This window comes from Pyxidicoccus xibeiensis (assembly GCF_024198175.1).
GTDB classification, from domain to species: domain Bacteria; phylum Myxococcota; class Myxococcia; order Myxococcales; family Myxococcaceae; genus Myxococcus; species Myxococcus xibeiensis.
The window spans coordinates 25,227-39,071 of record NZ_JAJVKV010000016.1 but is presented as its reverse complement, the minus strand read 5'-3'; the positions used below and the strand labels follow the sequence as shown (position 1 = coordinate 39,071).

11 protein-coding genes are annotated in these 13,845 nt (G+C 71.3%); 8 read left to right on the top strand and 3 right to left on the bottom strand.

Translation table 11 applies throughout. The features are described from left to right. The first annotated feature begins 14 nt into the window (after positions 1 to 14). From LXT23_RS41525 to LXT23_RS41505, 5 genes are all read left to right on the top strand, one after another. Positions 15 to 1,721, top strand: a complete 1,707-nt coding sequence (locus LXT23_RS41525) for an HAD hydrolase family protein (RefSeq protein ID WP_253986019.1) — start codon at positions 15 to 17, stop codon at positions 1,719 to 1,721. A gap of 45 nt (positions 1,722 to 1,766) precedes the next feature. Further along, positions 1,767 to 3,608 (top strand): SLC13 family permease, encoded by a 1,842-nt coding sequence (locus LXT23_RS41520; protein ID WP_253986018.1) that lies wholly within the window; start codon positions 1,767 to 1,769, stop codon positions 3,606 to 3,608. A 12-nt stretch (positions 3,609 to 3,620) separates the two neighbouring features. Then, on the top strand, positions 3,621 to 5,093 hold the full coding sequence (locus LXT23_RS41515) for a HEAT repeat domain-containing protein (RefSeq protein ID WP_253986017.1): 1,473 nt from the start codon (positions 3,621 to 3,623) through the stop codon (positions 5,091 to 5,093). 214 nt (positions 5,094 to 5,307) lie between these two features. Next, entirely contained in the window at positions 5,308 to 6,240 is a 933-nt protein-coding gene (locus tag LXT23_RS41510; RefSeq protein ID WP_253986016.1) for a hypothetical protein, read from the top strand. A 2-nt stretch (positions 6,241 to 6,242) separates the two neighbouring features. Then, positions 6,243 to 6,764 (top strand): hypothetical protein, encoded by a 522-nt coding sequence (locus tag LXT23_RS41505; RefSeq protein WP_253986015.1) that lies wholly within the window; start codon positions 6,243 to 6,245, stop codon positions 6,762 to 6,764. A 15-nt stretch (positions 6,765 to 6,779) separates the two neighbouring features. Here the strand turns inward: LXT23_RS41505 and LXT23_RS41500 are convergent, their stop codons facing one another. Next, positions 6,780 to 7,757 carry an ankyrin repeat domain-containing protein gene (locus LXT23_RS41500; RefSeq protein ID WP_253986014.1) on the bottom strand — a complete coding sequence of 326 codons (978 nt, stop codon included), beginning with the start codon at positions 7,755 to 7,757 and terminating at the stop codon, positions 6,780 to 6,782. A 121-nt stretch (positions 7,758 to 7,878) separates the two neighbouring features. On the opposite strand from LXT23_RS41500, the gene LXT23_RS41495 reads away from it, so the two are divergent. Beyond that, positions 7,879 to 8,739, top strand: coding sequence for a TIGR02996 domain-containing protein (locus tag LXT23_RS41495; RefSeq protein WP_253986013.1), 861 nt, complete (start codon positions 7,879 to 7,881; stop codon positions 8,737 to 8,739). A gap of 71 nt (positions 8,740 to 8,810) precedes the next feature. Then, a complete protein-coding gene (locus tag LXT23_RS41490) occupies positions 8,811 to 9,629 on the top strand; it encodes an SDR family NAD(P)-dependent oxidoreductase (protein ID WP_253986012.1) in 819 nt (272 codons plus the stop codon). 90 nt (positions 9,630 to 9,719) lie between these two features. Here the strand turns inward: LXT23_RS41490 and LXT23_RS41485 are convergent, their stop codons facing one another. Continuing rightward, the gene (locus LXT23_RS41485) at positions 9,720 to 10,211 is read right to left on the bottom strand and encodes a hypothetical protein (protein WP_253986011.1); all 492 of its coding nucleotides are present in this window, start codon (positions 10,209 to 10,211) and stop codon (positions 9,720 to 9,722) included. Between the two features lie 305 nt (positions 10,212 to 10,516). On the opposite strand from LXT23_RS41485, the gene LXT23_RS41480 reads away from it, so the two are divergent. Beyond that, positions 10,517 to 11,143, top strand: coding sequence for a TetR/AcrR family transcriptional regulator (locus LXT23_RS41480; protein ID WP_253986010.1), 627 nt, complete (start codon positions 10,517 to 10,519; stop codon positions 11,141 to 11,143). 37 nt (positions 11,144 to 11,180) lie between these two features. On the opposite strand, the gene LXT23_RS41475 is transcribed toward LXT23_RS41480, so the two are convergent. Continuing rightward, the gene (locus tag LXT23_RS41475) at positions 11,181 to 13,799 is read right to left on the bottom strand and encodes a HEAT repeat domain-containing protein (protein WP_253986009.1); all 2,619 of its coding nucleotides are present in this window, start codon (positions 13,797 to 13,799) and stop codon (positions 11,181 to 11,183) included. Positions 13,800 to 13,845: the final 46 nt, after the last annotated feature.

Genomic DNA, 13,845 nt, shown 5'->3' with positions numbered 1-13,845 from the left:
TGCCCAAGGCCGCCATGCGCTACCTCGCCCTTGCCATGAATCTGGATGGAACCCTCGCGACCGGCGGACGTGCCGAGGCGTCCGCGCTGGCCGCGCTCACCCGGCTGCGCCGCACCGGGCGCCGCATCATCCTGGTCACCTCGCAGCGGCTCGCGGAGCTCTCCCCGGTCTTCTCGTCCCTGGAGCCCTTCGACTGCATCGTCGCGGAGAACGGTGCGCTCCTCTATTGGCCCTCGCGCCGCGAGAGCACGGCCCTCTGCCGCCCGGTTCCCGAGGCCTTCGTCAGCGCGATGCTCCAGCGCGGTGTCACTCCGCTCGTGCGCGGCCAGGCGGTGGTCTACGCCCCGCGCGCCCGGGCCAGCACGTTCGTCGAGGCCATCGGCGAGCTGGGCCTCGAGCTACAGGTCATCTTCGCCGGAGAGCGTGTCCTGGCCGTGCCGCCGGGCATCAACAAGGGCGAGGGACTGCGCGAGGCCCTGCTGTCGCTCGGGATGTCCGTGCATGAGGTCGTCAGCCTCGGTGCTGGCGCCAACGACCACTCGCTGCTCGGCGTGAGCGAGTGCGCGGTGGCGGTCGCCAATGCCCTGCCGGCGCTCAAGGAACAGGCAGCCTTCACGACGCGAGGCTCGGCGGGCGCGGCGGTGGTCGAGCTCGTCGAGGAGCTGGTCCAGCACGACCTTCAGGCCACGGAGGCGTGGACGCCGCGAGAGGTGCTGACGCTCGGGTACGACCCGGCGGGCGAGCGCGTGGGCATCCCCGCGTACGGCCAGAACCTCCTCGTCGTCGGTCCGCGCGGCGGCGAGGGTGCCAGCTACGTGCGGGGCTTCCTCGCGCGCCTGGTCCAGCGGCGGTACCAGCCCTGCGTCATCGACTGCATCGGAGACTTCGAGCTGCGCGACGACCTGGTGAAGCTGGGCGGCCGGCTGCAGGCGCCCCGCGTGCAGCAGGTGATGGCCGCCCTGACGGCGCCGTCCGTGAAGCCCGTGGTGAGCCTCGCCGCGGTGCCGCCTGAAGCGCAGCCCGGCTTCTTCCGCGAGCTGCTCCAGGCGCTCGAGGGAATGCGGCTGCGGACGGGACGCCCCCACTGGCTCATCGTCAACGGCGCGGAGCGCCTGTGGCCCGCCGGCGCGGAGGCCGCGCATCGCGACGCGCCGAAGCTGCGGGAGACGCTCCTGCGAGTCGATGACCCGGAGGCGGTGGCGCGTCCCATCCTCCGGCAGATGGACGTCGCGGTGGGGGTGGGGCCGGCGCCGGGCCGGGCCATCCAGCAGCTCGCCAGGGCGCTCGACGAGACGGCGCTGCATCCGCCCCTGCACGCGGGAGCGGAGCATGCGGTGCTCGCCTGGTTCGTCGCCGAGGGGCGCTGGCCGCTGCGGCTGAGGGCGCCGCCACGGCGAGCCGAGCGCCTGCGCCGGGCCCCCGAGCAGGTGGAGGGCGACCTGGGGGACCGCGGCTTCATCTTCCGGGGCGTCGGAGGACGGCCCGAGGTCCGAGTGCACAACCTGCGCGCCTTCTGCCAGCGGGCCGTGCAGGTGGACGACGACACCTGGCTCTTCCACCTCTGGCACGGAGACTTCTCACGCTGGCTCCGGGACGCCCTGCACGAGGACGCGCTTGCCCAGAAGGTCGCAGCCATCGAGCGCCGCTACGAGCTGCCCGCGGCGGTGAGTCGCCTCGAGGTTTGCGGCGCCATCGCCCATCACTACGCACTGGCGGCCTGAGCGGGGGGCGGCTGGCGCGCCCGAGCATTCCCCCAGGAGCGTCACATGCTGACCGATATCTCGCTCGTGCTGGCCATCGTGCTGGCGACCATCGTCCTCTTCTCCCTGGAGCGGATTCCGCTCGAGGTCACCTCGCTGGCCGTGGTCTGCCTGCTGGGAGTCACAGGCGTGCTGACCCCCGCCGAGGCCTTCGCCGGGTTCTCCAACGAGACGGTCATCTTCATCTTCGCGCTGCTGGCGATGACCGAGGGGCTGGCCTCCGCGGGAGTGATGCACCGGGCCGGCAGCTGGCTGTCCCACCTGGGCCGGCTGGGGCCCCGGGGCTTCCTGCTGGGGGTGATGCTCCTGGTCGCGGCCTTCTCCTCGGTGGTCTCCAACACCGTCACGACGGCGGCCTTCCTCCCGGTCGTCCTGCGCGCGGCGAAGGCCGCGAGGCTGCGCCGCAGCTGGGTCCTCATGCCGCTCGCCTTCGCCTCCATGCTGGGCGGGATGGGCTTCCTCTACGGCACCTCCACCAACCTGGTGGTCTCCGCGCGTCTCGACGACCTGGGCCTCGGGCCCATCGGTCTCGTCGAGCTGACCCCCGCCGGGGTGCCCATTGCGCTCCTGGGCATCGCGCTGGTCGTCCTCCTGGCGCCCCGGGTCCTTCCCGCTCGCACGGGCGCGGAGACGGAAGGCGCGCGCGGCCGCCACTTCGTCACCGAGGTGCTGGTCCCCGAGGGCTCCCGGCTCATCGGCAAGGGGCTGGTGTGGCTGGAGCGCCGCGTGGGGCTCGAGGTGGTGTCGCTCACGCGAGCGGGGGCCCGCGGGGCTCCGGGGCCGGACGTCCGCCTCGCGGCGGGTGACCGGCTGCTGCTCGGCGGGCGGCGCCGGGACATCCTGCGTCCGGGCCAGCTGCGCGGCCTGGTGACGGCGCACGACCTGGAGTCGCCGACGGCGCGGCGCGGGACGGAGTCCGTGCTCGCCGAGGCCATCGTGCAGCCGACGAGCGGCGTCTCGGGAGTCCGGGTGGGCGACGTGGGCTTCTCGCGGCGCCTCGGCGTCCGGCTGCTGGCGCTCCACCGCCACCCGTCCATCCAGCGGCCCCTGCAGTCGCGGGAGCTGGGCTCCCTGCGGAGCGTGCGGCTGGAGCCGGGAGACGCGCTGCTGCTCTGCGGCCCGCGCGAGCGCCTTCACGCGCTGATGGACGAGCCCTCGCTGCTGCTGATGCCGGACCTGGACTTCCTGCCGCTTCCGCGTCGCTCGCGGGCGCTGCTCGCCAGCCTCATCTTCGTCACGGCGCTCGTGGTGGGGTCGACGGGCGTGGTCTCCCTGTCACTCGCGGGAGTGGCCGGCGTGCTGCTCATGGTGCTGACGGGGTGTCTGGACGCGAAGCTCGTGTTCCGCATCGACTGGCGGGTGGTGCTGCTCATCGGGTCGATGATGGCGCTCGGGCTCGCGATGGAGAAGAGCGGGGCGGGGCAGCTGCTCGGCGGCTTCGCCTCGGGGCTCGCGGAGGTGGGCGGCCCTCGACTGGTGCTGCTGTGCCTGATGCTGCTGACGGTGGTCCTCTCCATCCCGATGAGCAACCAGGCCGCGGCGCTCGTCGTGCTGCCGGTGGGAATCAGCGCGGCGGCGGGGCTGGGCGTGGACCCTCGCAGCTTCGCCATGGGGATTGCGCTCGCCGCTTCGTGCTCGTTCCTCACGCCCCTGGAGCCGAGCTGCATGCTCGTCTTCGGGCCCGGGCGCTACCGCTTCAGCGACTTCCTCCGGCTCGGAGGGCCGCTCACCGCGCTGATGCTCGCCACGCTCGTGGTGCTCGTTCCGTGGGTGTGGCCCATGGACGCACACCCGGCCGCCGTGCCCCTCGGTCAGCCCAGCCGGAATGCCCGCTATACTGGCCCTTGAAAAGGGGACGCGATGGGACCCGAGACCCTCCTCAACGAGCTGCGGAGCTCCGAGCTGTTCACGCCCGGATTCCCGAAGCGGGCCCACTACACACGCACGCAGTGGGCCCTGCTTCCCGAGGAGGTCCGACAGGCGGCACATGAGCCGGAGCGGCTCGCGCTCGCTCGCGTCAAGAATGTCCAGGCCCTCGCCGGAGCCGTCCGCGAGCTCGGGAAGGCGCGCTACGAACCCGCCGTGCCGGTGCTCGCGGAGCTGTGGGCCCACTGCGCGCTGCCTCTCGTCCGCACGGCGGCGGGTGAGGCGCTCCGCGCCATCGGAGGTCCCGAGGCAAGAGCCGCGCTCGAAGCCTGGCTCGAGGATGCCGACCGGATGTCCGTCATCCTGGCCATATGGGCCATCTTCGACGCCGATGCCTCGGCCGCCTACGAGCGCTTCGCTCCGTATTTCGAGCGGGAGTCGCTCCGGCTACCGGGAGGCGCCATCGTCCCAGGGTACGTCCTCAGGACGTTCTCGCCGAGCGCGCGCCGCCCCGACGGGACTGGCAACCTGAAGCCGGAGTGGAGCGAGCCGCGAGCCCCCGCCTGGTTCAGGGAGGACCGTCGCTGGGTGATGCTCTGCAACCGGCTTCGACGCGACGCGCGCTTCAAGCACACGGCGACCAGCGCCCTCGAACACGCCGACCCCGAGCTGGTGGACCTCGTGCTCGGGGACTCGGCCTACCAGCCGCCTTCCGCCCCCCCACGCACCCACGCGGAAGGCGATCTGCTGGCCCGCTATCTGCGCGGCGAGCATGAGGAGGTGTGGCGCATCTTGAGGGAGCCCGAGGCCATCGCAGGCGACTTCCGCGAGGAGGCACTTGCCGTGGCGAGGGAGACGATGCGGCGTGTGGCGCGTGCCGTGGACGTGCTTTCAGCTCGCCTCTCCGAGCGCGGCTGGAGGGTCTGGCTGGCGGGGGGTGCCCCTCGGACGCCACCCGCCGCGGGCGACGCGGCGCTCCTCGCGACCCTCGTCACCCTCACGAAGGCCCCCCTGCCCCCCAGCCTCCAGGCCTTCTGGGAAGTGGTGGGCGGAATCAATTTCATCTGGGACGACGAGCACGGCGACGAGGCCCCGGACCTCGGCACCGGTCTCGCAATGAATCACATGGACCCCCTGGCGATGCCTGCCGCGGGAGAGCTGCCGGACATCATCGACGAGTGGGGGCTCCCCCGCGATGAAGCCGATTCAGACGACGACGAGCCCATCCGGGTCTGCCTCTCGGGCGATGAGTTGATGAAGGCGGGAATCAGCGGCAGTACGTATGGCATCGAGCTGCCCTTCGCGGGGGCGGACCCGATGGTCCTGGGGTATATGTACGACCTGAACTTCGTGGACTATCTCCGACATTGCATTGAGTGGGCGGGCTTCCCGGGCCTCGCTATCGAGGCCGAGCCCCGGATCGACGCGTTCGTGAGCGAGCTGACCCGGGACCTCGAGCCTTTCTGAGGGCAGCGCGGCGGCAGCCCCTCGAATCCTGCCGTCCCGGCGTGCTGACACGCCTCGCCGTGCTTCACGGCACCACTCCCCCAGGAACAGGCCGGCTCATCGCGCGTCCCTCACAGAGAAGCCCAGGTCGCGTAGCCCATGAGGCTGAATGCTGTCAGGGGTTGAGCGCCCGAAGCTGGACTGGACAGACTTCGAACCGCTAGAAGGGCGCCCCATGTCCTTCCGACGGCTCGCCCGCGTGCTCGGCGCGGCGACTCTGCTCGCGGCCTTTCGACTGGCGCATGCGGACCCATCCCCCGTGGCGCTTCCCACGGTGCAGCGCGCGTTCGAGCATGGGCGCTTCGCGGAGGTGCTGAGGGACGCGGAGCAGGCGCTCACCCAGGCGCCCCCGGCCGAGCAACCCGTCCTGCACCAGCTCGCCGCGCTCTCGGCCTTCAACCTCGGCGAGCATGACCGGTCCGACTCCCACTTCCGCGCGTTGCTGCGGCTCGTGCCCGACCATGCGCTCGACCCCTACAGCATCCCGCCCCCGGCGCTGCGGCGCTTCGAGCAGCTGCGCATGGTGATGGAGCCGGAGCTGCTGGCGATACGGCGTCAGGAGCAGGCCCTTCGGGAGGCGGAGCTGGCGCTGGAGCGCGAGCGCGAGCGCGGCGCGGAGGTGGAGCGACAGCAGGCCCGGGAGCTCGAGGCGCAGCGGCAGCGCACGGCCGAGGCCACGCGCGCCGCGAGCGCCTATCGCCCCCTGGTGGCCTGGCTGCCCTTCGGCGCCGGCCAGTTCCAGCAGGGCCGGAAGACGGCGGGCACCGTGCTGGCGGTAGCCGAGGGGGCGCTCGCGCTCGGCAGCATCACCTCCTTCATCACCTACCACGCGCTCCTCGACCGCCGGACCATCCAGGTGGAGCGCGCGGACGGGCCGCACGTCATCACCGAGCGCGGAATCCAGCCCGCCTTCCAGGAGCGGATGCGGGGCTGGCGCACGGTGAACCTCATCACGACCGTGGGCTTCTTCGGCCTGTGGCTCGCGGGCGCCGCCGAGGCCCACCTGCGCGAGCCCGAGGCGCCAGGCCCTTCCTCTTCCCCCACTCCCACTCCCACGCTGAGCATCGGCGCGGGCGGCGCCAGCGTCGGCCTCGGGCTGCGCTTCTGACCATGGACCTCCGGCCCGCCCGACCGCGTCTTCCCGCGCTGCTGCTCGCGCTCGTGGTGCTCCCCGCCTGCCCCATCCTCACGCGGGACAACTACCTCGAGAACCGCCCTCCCCGCCTCGTGGAGGAGCTCTCGCGGCCCGAGGGCTACGAGGTGCGGGTGCGCGCCGAGGAGGGCTGCGCGCCGCTGGAGTTCTCCGCCCGGGTCGATGACCCGGACCTCGACGACGACATCCGCTATCGCTGGTTCGTCGATGACGTATTGGTGGCGGATGGGGTGGTGCGCAACACCGACCTCGAGCAGCTGCGCGCCGTGCCGCTCTCCTGGAGCGAAATCCCACGCGTGCCGGACAGCCCGCTCCGGGAGCCGGGCACGCACGTCGTGGAGCTCATCGCCGCCGACGCCGAAATCCTGGGGCGCGAGCCCCAGCCCCGGCGGCCTCGCCCGGACGGGGGAGGCGACCCGACCTATGCCGACAGCCGCGCGTGGGTCGTGACGGTGGAGCCCGGGCCCCCCTGTCCCTGAAGGCCTCCGCGAAACCTACTTCTTCGAGGCGCGGTGCTGCTCGATGGCGAGCGCCAGCTCGGGCTTCTTGCGCCGGGCGACCTCGAAGAGGGACTCACCCGCCGGCTGCTGGGCGATGGGCGCGTCCGGGTCCGCGCCGTGGTCGATGAGCTCCAGGAGGACAGCGGTCGAGAAGTCCTTCAGGTAGGCCATCGTGAGGGGGAGCATCGGCTTGCCGTTGATGGAGATGGGCAGGCTCGGGTCCGCGCCGGCCTTCAGCAAGGCGGAGATGACGTCCTCGGGATACCCCTTATGGCGGAGGGCATGGTGCAGGGGCCGGGCGCCGTTGGCGTCGGCGGCATGGGGGTCCGCGCCTGCGGCCAGCAGCCGTGGCACGTGGTGGACCTGCACCAGCGCGGCCTCGTCCGGGTCCATGCCGCCGTCCGTCATGGCCCTGAAGACCTGGATGGCGATGGTGAGCGGCGTGCCACCCTCCTCGTCCCTGGCGTTCGGGTCGGCGCCGGCCGCGAGCAGTGCGTCGACCGTCTCCTCGGCGATGGTTCCCACCGCGATGTGGAGCGGCGTCTGTCCATTCTCGTCGCGCGCATCCACCACCGCGCCCCGCTTCAGGAGCAGGCGGGCGCTGCGCACCGAGTCCTCCGGGTAGGGACCCAGGAGCGCGGCCTGGTGCAGCGGCGTGAGCCCGCCGTCCTCCACCCCATTCACGTCGGCGCCCGCGTCCAGCAGCAGCTCGAGGGTGGCGACACTCTTGTGCTTCCAGCTGTTGAAGATGGCGAAGCCGAGCAGGGACTGGCCGGGCGCCGCCTCCACATTCACCGGAGCGCCCGCGTCCAGCAGGGCTCGCACGGCGATGGGCTCGGAGCGCAGGCAGGCCCACGCCAGGGGGCTCAGGCCCTGGCGGGTGCGGGCCTCCAAGGATGCCCCGTTCGCGAGGGCTGCGCGGATGGCGTCGGCGTCGTCGTTGCCGATGGCTTTGAAGAGGGCGTCGCTCATTTGCCGGAAGATAGGCGCGGAGGCTCCACCCAGGATGGGAATTCCTCCAGCGCCCCCCCCGGGTGGCGTGCGTGGGTCCCATCGGCGCTATCCTCGGCGCAGCTTCTTCCCGGGGGTCCTCATGAGTCAGAAGGAGGCGTCAGAGGAACTGCTGTCGCGCGTGTACTCCCATCCGGATGACGACAGCGCGCGCCTGGTGCTGGCGGACCTCCTGCTGGAGCAGGACGACCCGCTGGGGGAGTTCATCATGCTCCAGTGCGCGTCCCAGCCCGACGAGGCCCGGGTCCGCGCGCTGCTGCAGCAACATGGTCTGACGTGGCAGGCGCCGCTCGGGCCGCTCATCCACCCCGGGGCCACCCGCTTCGAGCGGGGCTTCCCGGTCTCGGTCCGGATGAGCTTCTTCCAGCAGCCGCGACCTGCGCCCGGGCCGGCCTGGGGCACGGTCCGGGAAATCAGCCTGCGCGGGTCGCTGACTCCCCTGGCCGCGGACTGGCTCGCGAGCCCGCACCTGCATGCCGTGACACGGATGCATGGGATGCATGCCGCCATCGCCCGGCGGCTGGGGGCGTACCCGCTCCCGGTGCGGAGGCTGGAGGTGGAAGGCAGGGCCTATCGCGAGAGCCATCCGGATACGTTCCTGGCGCTGTCCGCGCTGCCACACCTGACCTGGGTGGACGTTCCCGACGCGGCCCCTGGCGACGTGAGCCAGTGCGCCACCTCGCCCATGGCCCGACGCCTGGAGCGCTTCACGGCTTCGTCGAGCGAAGACTGGTTCCTGGCGGCGACGCCCTCGGAGGAGGTGACGGTGTCGGTGACGCTGTTGCGTGAGGAGGGCGTCGGCGAGCTCGAGGCGGCCATCCGTGCCGCGGTGGGCTTCGGCACCCGGGCCCTGCGCCTGGTGTCCCGGCCCCGGCTCGAAGGGGCGAGCCTGCGGCTCCTGAAAGAAGCAGCCGCCGCCTACGCACGCACCGAGTGGGTTTGAAGCCTCACTCCAGCGTGGCAAGGGCTCCAGAGGTATAGAGTCGCAGGTGGAGCCGGATGACAGGAGCCATCATGAAGCTGGTATCGAGCAGTGCCATCGTGACGGGAGCGGGCCAGGGCATCGGGCTGGGAATCGCCGGGCGCCTCATGCGGGACGGAGCCAATGTCCTGCTCTTCGGACGGACGAAGGAGAAGGTGGAGGCGGCCGCCACGGAGCTCAACCGGGCGATGGAGGGGCGCACGCGCGCCGTGGCCCTCGCGGGCGATGTCACCCGCGCGGAGGACGTGGCGCGAGCCGTCGAGGTGGCTACGCGTGAATTCGGTCTGCCGGGCATCCTGGTCAACAACGCCGGGACGGCCACCCTCCGCCCGGTGCTGGACCTGCCGGAGGCGGAGTTCGACCAGGTGCTGGACATCAACCTCAAGGGCCCCTTCCTGTTCACCCAGGCAGTCGCCAAGGCGCTCGTCGCCGCGAAGCAGCCGGGCTCCATCGTCAACATCTCCTCGCTGAACCAGACGGCCGTGACGGACGGGCTCGCCCACTACTGCGCCTCCAAGGCGGGGCTCGCGAACTTCTCGAAGGTGGCGGCCTCGGAGCTGGGGCGCTACGGCATCCGCGTGAATGTCGTGGCCCCGGGCGCCATCCGCACCCCGCTGGCCGAGATGGCCGGCCTCATGGAGGGCCCCATGTACCGGGAGTTCCTCGCCCGCACGCCGCTGGGCAAGGCCTGCGGCGAGCCGGAGGACGTGGCCAAGGTGGTGTCGTTCCTCTGCAGCGACCTCGCGTCGTGGATGACCGGAGAGACGCTCGCCGTCGACGGTGGCAACCACATCCGCGGGCTGCATAGCTACGCGGACGCGCTGGGCATCACCAAGCCCGCCCAGGGCTGAGCGCGCACCGGGGCCTGGAGTCGACTCCAGGCCTCCCTGGAAGACGAAGCCAGCTCAGCTGGCTTCGAGGACCGGTGGTGCCGCTGACCGTCAGCTCCCCTGGTACCAGTTGAGGCCAGCCAGCAGATTGAAGGCCAGGCCCTTTCGCGTCCCCTCCGGGACACTGGCGGAGCCGTAGTGGCCCCGGCCCTGGACGTCCACGACGAAGCGCCCCGCCCTGAAGACCTCGAAGCCGGTCCCGAGCGTCACGGACGGCCCCACATGGAACTTCCCCTCGCCCTTGCTCTTCACGTCATAGAAGGCGGGCGCATCGAGCGTCAGCCCGACGCCGCCCATGACCCACCACCGGTCCAACAGCCAGAACTGCAGGGACGGAATGACGCCCTCGAAGCCCCTGTCCCGCTCCCTGCCGCTCCCCGTGTACCGGTAGATGCTGCCGGGAAGGTGCAGGAGCAGCGCGGTGTCGTGCCGGAGCATTGCTCCAATCTTGAGGTTCGGAAACGACGGTGTGAGCTCGGCCTGGGCTGGCAGCTCATCCACCGAGGTCCGGATGGAGGAGACACCGAAGGCCACTCCGAGCACGAGCCCACGCCTTCCCTCCTCCGCCCTGGCACGGGTGGACCAGCCGACGCTGACGCACAGGAATAGCCAAATCCACGCTGACCTCATGACTGCCTCTTCCTCCGGAGCAAACGACCTCACCGGCATGCGATGTAAGTTTCACTAACATCGAGACCCGAAAAAAGGGGCTGCCTGCCGCTCGCGGATGGCGCCACCAGGCCCGCCATCCACGCCGCTGCCCCTGCTGAGCACGTCGAATCATGTTAGTGACACTCACATTGGTAGCATCCATCCTCTGGGTGAGCAAGCAAGAAGGAGGTCTGCCGGTGGCGCGCAGGAGCAGCAAGACGGAGCCGGAGCGCAAGACGCGGGACGCCTACCACCACGGGCAGCTGCGGACGGCGCTCCTGCAGGCGGCGCTGGAGACCATCACCGAGCACGGCGTGGACGCCGTGAAGATGAACGAGCTCGCCCGCCGCACGGGGGTCTCGGTGGCGGCTCCCTTCCGGCACTTTCCGAACCGTCAGGCCCTGCTCGTCGCGCTGGCGGAAGACGCCGCGCAGCGGCTTCAGGCACGGATGGAGGCAGCTGCCCGCGCCCAGGAGGAGCCGGTCGAGGCCCACCGCGCGCGTGGGGTGGCCTACGTCCGGTTCGCGGTGGAGGAGCCCGCCTACTTCGCCGTGCTCAGCCGGGCCGACGTGATTGCCGACTCCCCCGTCCTGCAGCGGATGTCGGCGATGAACCTCGAGGCGATGGACGTGATTCTCGGAAAACGGCGGGGCGGAGAGGCGACTCCCACGCTCGTGCGCCGCACCGCGGGCGTCCTCGCGGCCCAGGCACTCACCTTCGGTCTGGCCCGCATGATTGTCGAGGGACTGCTCGGCGACATCACCCCTGAGCAGGCGGAGCGTCTGGCCTACGAGGTCACCGGGGTTCTCGGGGAAGGGCTGTAGCCCCCCCTGCTCGGAGGGAGCGGCCCCCCGTTGCGGCCTACGTGCCTTCTTCCTCGCGGAAGGAGGCAACGCTCGGCCCGTCGAGCCCGCTGGCGGCGGAGTGGTACCCGCTGCCATTGCCCTCTCCGCCATCCCGCACGCCTCGGAGGAGCGCTTCCACCTGTGTGAGCCGCGTCGGAAGTCCCACCTCGCTGAGCACCTCGGCGGCGTTGACGTCGAGCCTCCAGAAGGCCGTGTTCCCCACGAGCGTCTGAAGCACCTCGCGCTGGGGCTCGGAGAGCGCCTCGCCGACGCCTTTCGGGAACGCGGTGGCGAGCGCCGCGCGGGCGACTCCGTAGACCGAGCTCAGGTCCGCCCGGGACAGGACCTGGAGGAGCGAGCCCAGGTACCGCATCCGCTCCGTGGCGGGAAGCAGCGTGAGCACCACCACGGCCTCCGTGCTCTGCGCTTGCACCTGCTCCAGCAGCACCGCTACCGCCCTGTCCCTGTCCGGCAGGTGGAGTCGAAGCCAGCTCATGGCGGCCTCGCCCCGGACGTGCGCGTCCTCCGAGCCCAGCGTGCGTTCGAGCGCCGCACGGGTGGCGTCGGTGGCCGGGTGGAGCGACAGCACCCGGGCGGCGGTCTGGTGCAGCGCGGAGCTCGCCGGGCCTTCGAGCAGCATGCACAGCGCGCTGGCGGCACGCGGGTGGTCCGTGAGGCCGAGGAGCCAGGTCGCCGCTTTGCTCACCTCGGGGTTCGCATGTCCCGACAGCCGGACCCAGGCCTCCACGCTGTCGACCAGCGCGAGCAGGAAGGGGCCGTAGACGGGCGCGCGGCCCGCCTTCTCCAGGGCCTCGGTGGCCTGCGACGGCTGGTCTCCCTTTCGCTGGCGGAACGCCTTCTTCAGCCTGTTGGCGGCATCGAGCTTGTAGCCACGCGTGCCGACGTCCACGAGGAACGGGAGCATCCGCTCGAGCGCGGCCTCGTTCTCGAAGGTCGCGGTGATGGCGCACAGCCAGGGGAGCACCGGCCCGGCGAGCTCCGAGACCGTGCCCTGGTGGTACAGGTTCTCGCGCAGCGCATCGAGGCCGTGCTCGACGGCCGCCGGGTGGTCGAGGGCGATGATGCGCAACAGGGAGGGGACCTGCTTCGAGTCGAGGTTGAAGTAGCTCTCGAGGCCTCCCCACTCCATGTCCAGCGCCTGCCTCAGGAATGGCGGGACGGGGCTTCTCTGCATCTGGAGGATGAGCGGCAGCAACGTCCCGACGTCCGCCGTCGCGGAGAGCGCGAGTCCATCGACGTCGAGCTCCTGTCTTTCCGCGCCCGCCAGGTGCAGCGTCCAGCGTCCGGTGAGCTGCTCGCCCTCGACGCTGCCCTCGGCCACCACGGCGCCGTGCACGTCGAAGACGCGTCCGCGCCCCTCGGCTGACAGCACCTCCGTCCGCAGCCGGCCCTCGCCGTCGAAGCTTCGGACGCTGACGCGCTCCTCCCGCGCATCCAGGCGCTCCTCGCGCAAGGGGAGGTCCGGGAGCTTCGCCCATCGCCGGATGGACTCGCCCGAGGGGAGCCGCACCAGCTCGCTGAAGCCCTCCGGCTGGTCATAGGCCCGGCTCCGGACGCAGCGACCCGTCTCGTCGAACCAGTCCTCCTCCTCCTTCCTGCCGAGCTGCTCCGGGAGCACGGACTCGCACTGATAGCGTCGGAGGCCGCCCTGGAACTCGACCTCCTGGACGCGGCCTCTCAGCTCGCCACTCTCGTCGACGCGGTAGAGCTTCCACACCTTCCAGGTCCCCACCGGCCCGTGCTCCGGGTCCACCCTGCCGACAATCCATCGCTCCATCCCCGGGACCCAGACGGCCTCGGAGGGAAGTGCCTTGGGTCGCGCTTTCTCTTCCAGCGGTCGGAACGGCAGACCGGCCGGGAGCGTGACGAGCCGCTTCGCCAGCTCCGGCAGGCCTTCGAGCCCGGCATGCAGCGCGGCGCCGGGCTCATGCCCGAAGCCCAGCGCCAGCAGCTCCTCGAGGGCCGGGGTATCCCCTTCGGCGGCGGCGTGGACCAGCGGGTTGCCGTTCGGCTTGACGTACGGGCTCCTGCTGCCCACGGTCCCCCGCTTCTCGGAGTGGTAGCGCACCACCATGAGCTCGCCGCTCAGCGTCCAGAACCGGTGCAGTCCCTTGAAGTACCCCCGGTTGTCGAAGAGGCCCGTCTTCCACGCGTCCGCTGCGTCGGTGAGGTAGGTGCCCTCCGGGACGCCGGCGGGCCTCGCTGGCGCCGGCGCACCTGCCGCGGTCAGGGGCTGGTCCGCCTCGCCGAGGAACTGGATGAACTTCTGCCAGCCGTCCTCGAACAGCACATGCACCTTGCGGATGGCGGGTGGCAGCGCGGGCTGGGGCTCGTCGGTGGGCTTGTCGGTGAGGTACAGGGTGAGCTCGACAGCCCGTCCACCTTCGACCCGTTGCTCCACGGAGCGCGAGCCATCAGGGTGGTACCGCACCGAGCGCCCTTGCTCGACGTCCTGCTGGTAGTCGCTCTCTTCCTGGAGTGAGCCGTCCTTCCGCCAGAAGCGCCAGCGGCCATGGCGCTTCCCTTCGAAGCGGGGGCCGTCACCCCACTGGTTCGTTTCGGGGAGGTACTCGGCGGTGGGCGGGACACTCGATGGGCGGGCGGGGGCACTCATGGCGCCCGACACGCTACAGCCGCCGGGCCTCCCCTCCAGAGAGAAA

Bases quoted from the DNA above. Each gene is read 5' to 3' on its own strand.
- LXT23_RS41510 (WP_253986016.1), top strand. From the start codon at position 5,308: ATGTCCTTCCGACGGCTCGCCCGCGTGCTCGGCGCGGCGACTCTGCTC.
- LXT23_RS41495 (WP_253986013.1), top strand. From the start codon at position 7,879: ATGAGTCAGAAGGAGGCGTCAGAGGAACTGCTGTCGCGCGTGTACTCC.
- LXT23_RS41515 (WP_253986017.1), top strand. From the start codon at position 3,621: ATGGGACCCGAGACCCTCCTCAACGAGCTGCGGAGCTCCGAGCTGTTC.
- LXT23_RS41475 (WP_253986009.1), bottom strand. From the start codon at position 13,799: ATGAGTGCCCCCGCCCGCCCATCGAGTGTCCCGCCCACCGCCGAGTAC.
- LXT23_RS41520 (WP_253986018.1), top strand. From the start codon at position 1,767: ATGCTGACCGATATCTCGCTCGTGCTGGCCATCGTGCTGGCGACCATC.
- LXT23_RS41500 (WP_253986014.1), bottom strand. From the start codon at position 7,757: ATGAGCGACGCCCTCTTCAAAGCCATCGGCAACGACGACGCCGACGCC.
- LXT23_RS41490 (WP_253986012.1), top strand. From the start codon at position 8,811: ATGAAGCTGGTATCGAGCAGTGCCATCGTGACGGGAGCGGGCCAGGGC.
- LXT23_RS41525 (WP_253986019.1), top strand. From the start codon at position 15: ATGCGCTACCTCGCCCTTGCCATGAATCTGGATGGAACCCTCGCGACC.
- LXT23_RS41505 (WP_253986015.1), top strand. From the start codon at position 6,243: ATGGACCTCCGGCCCGCCCGACCGCGTCTTCCCGCGCTGCTGCTCGCG.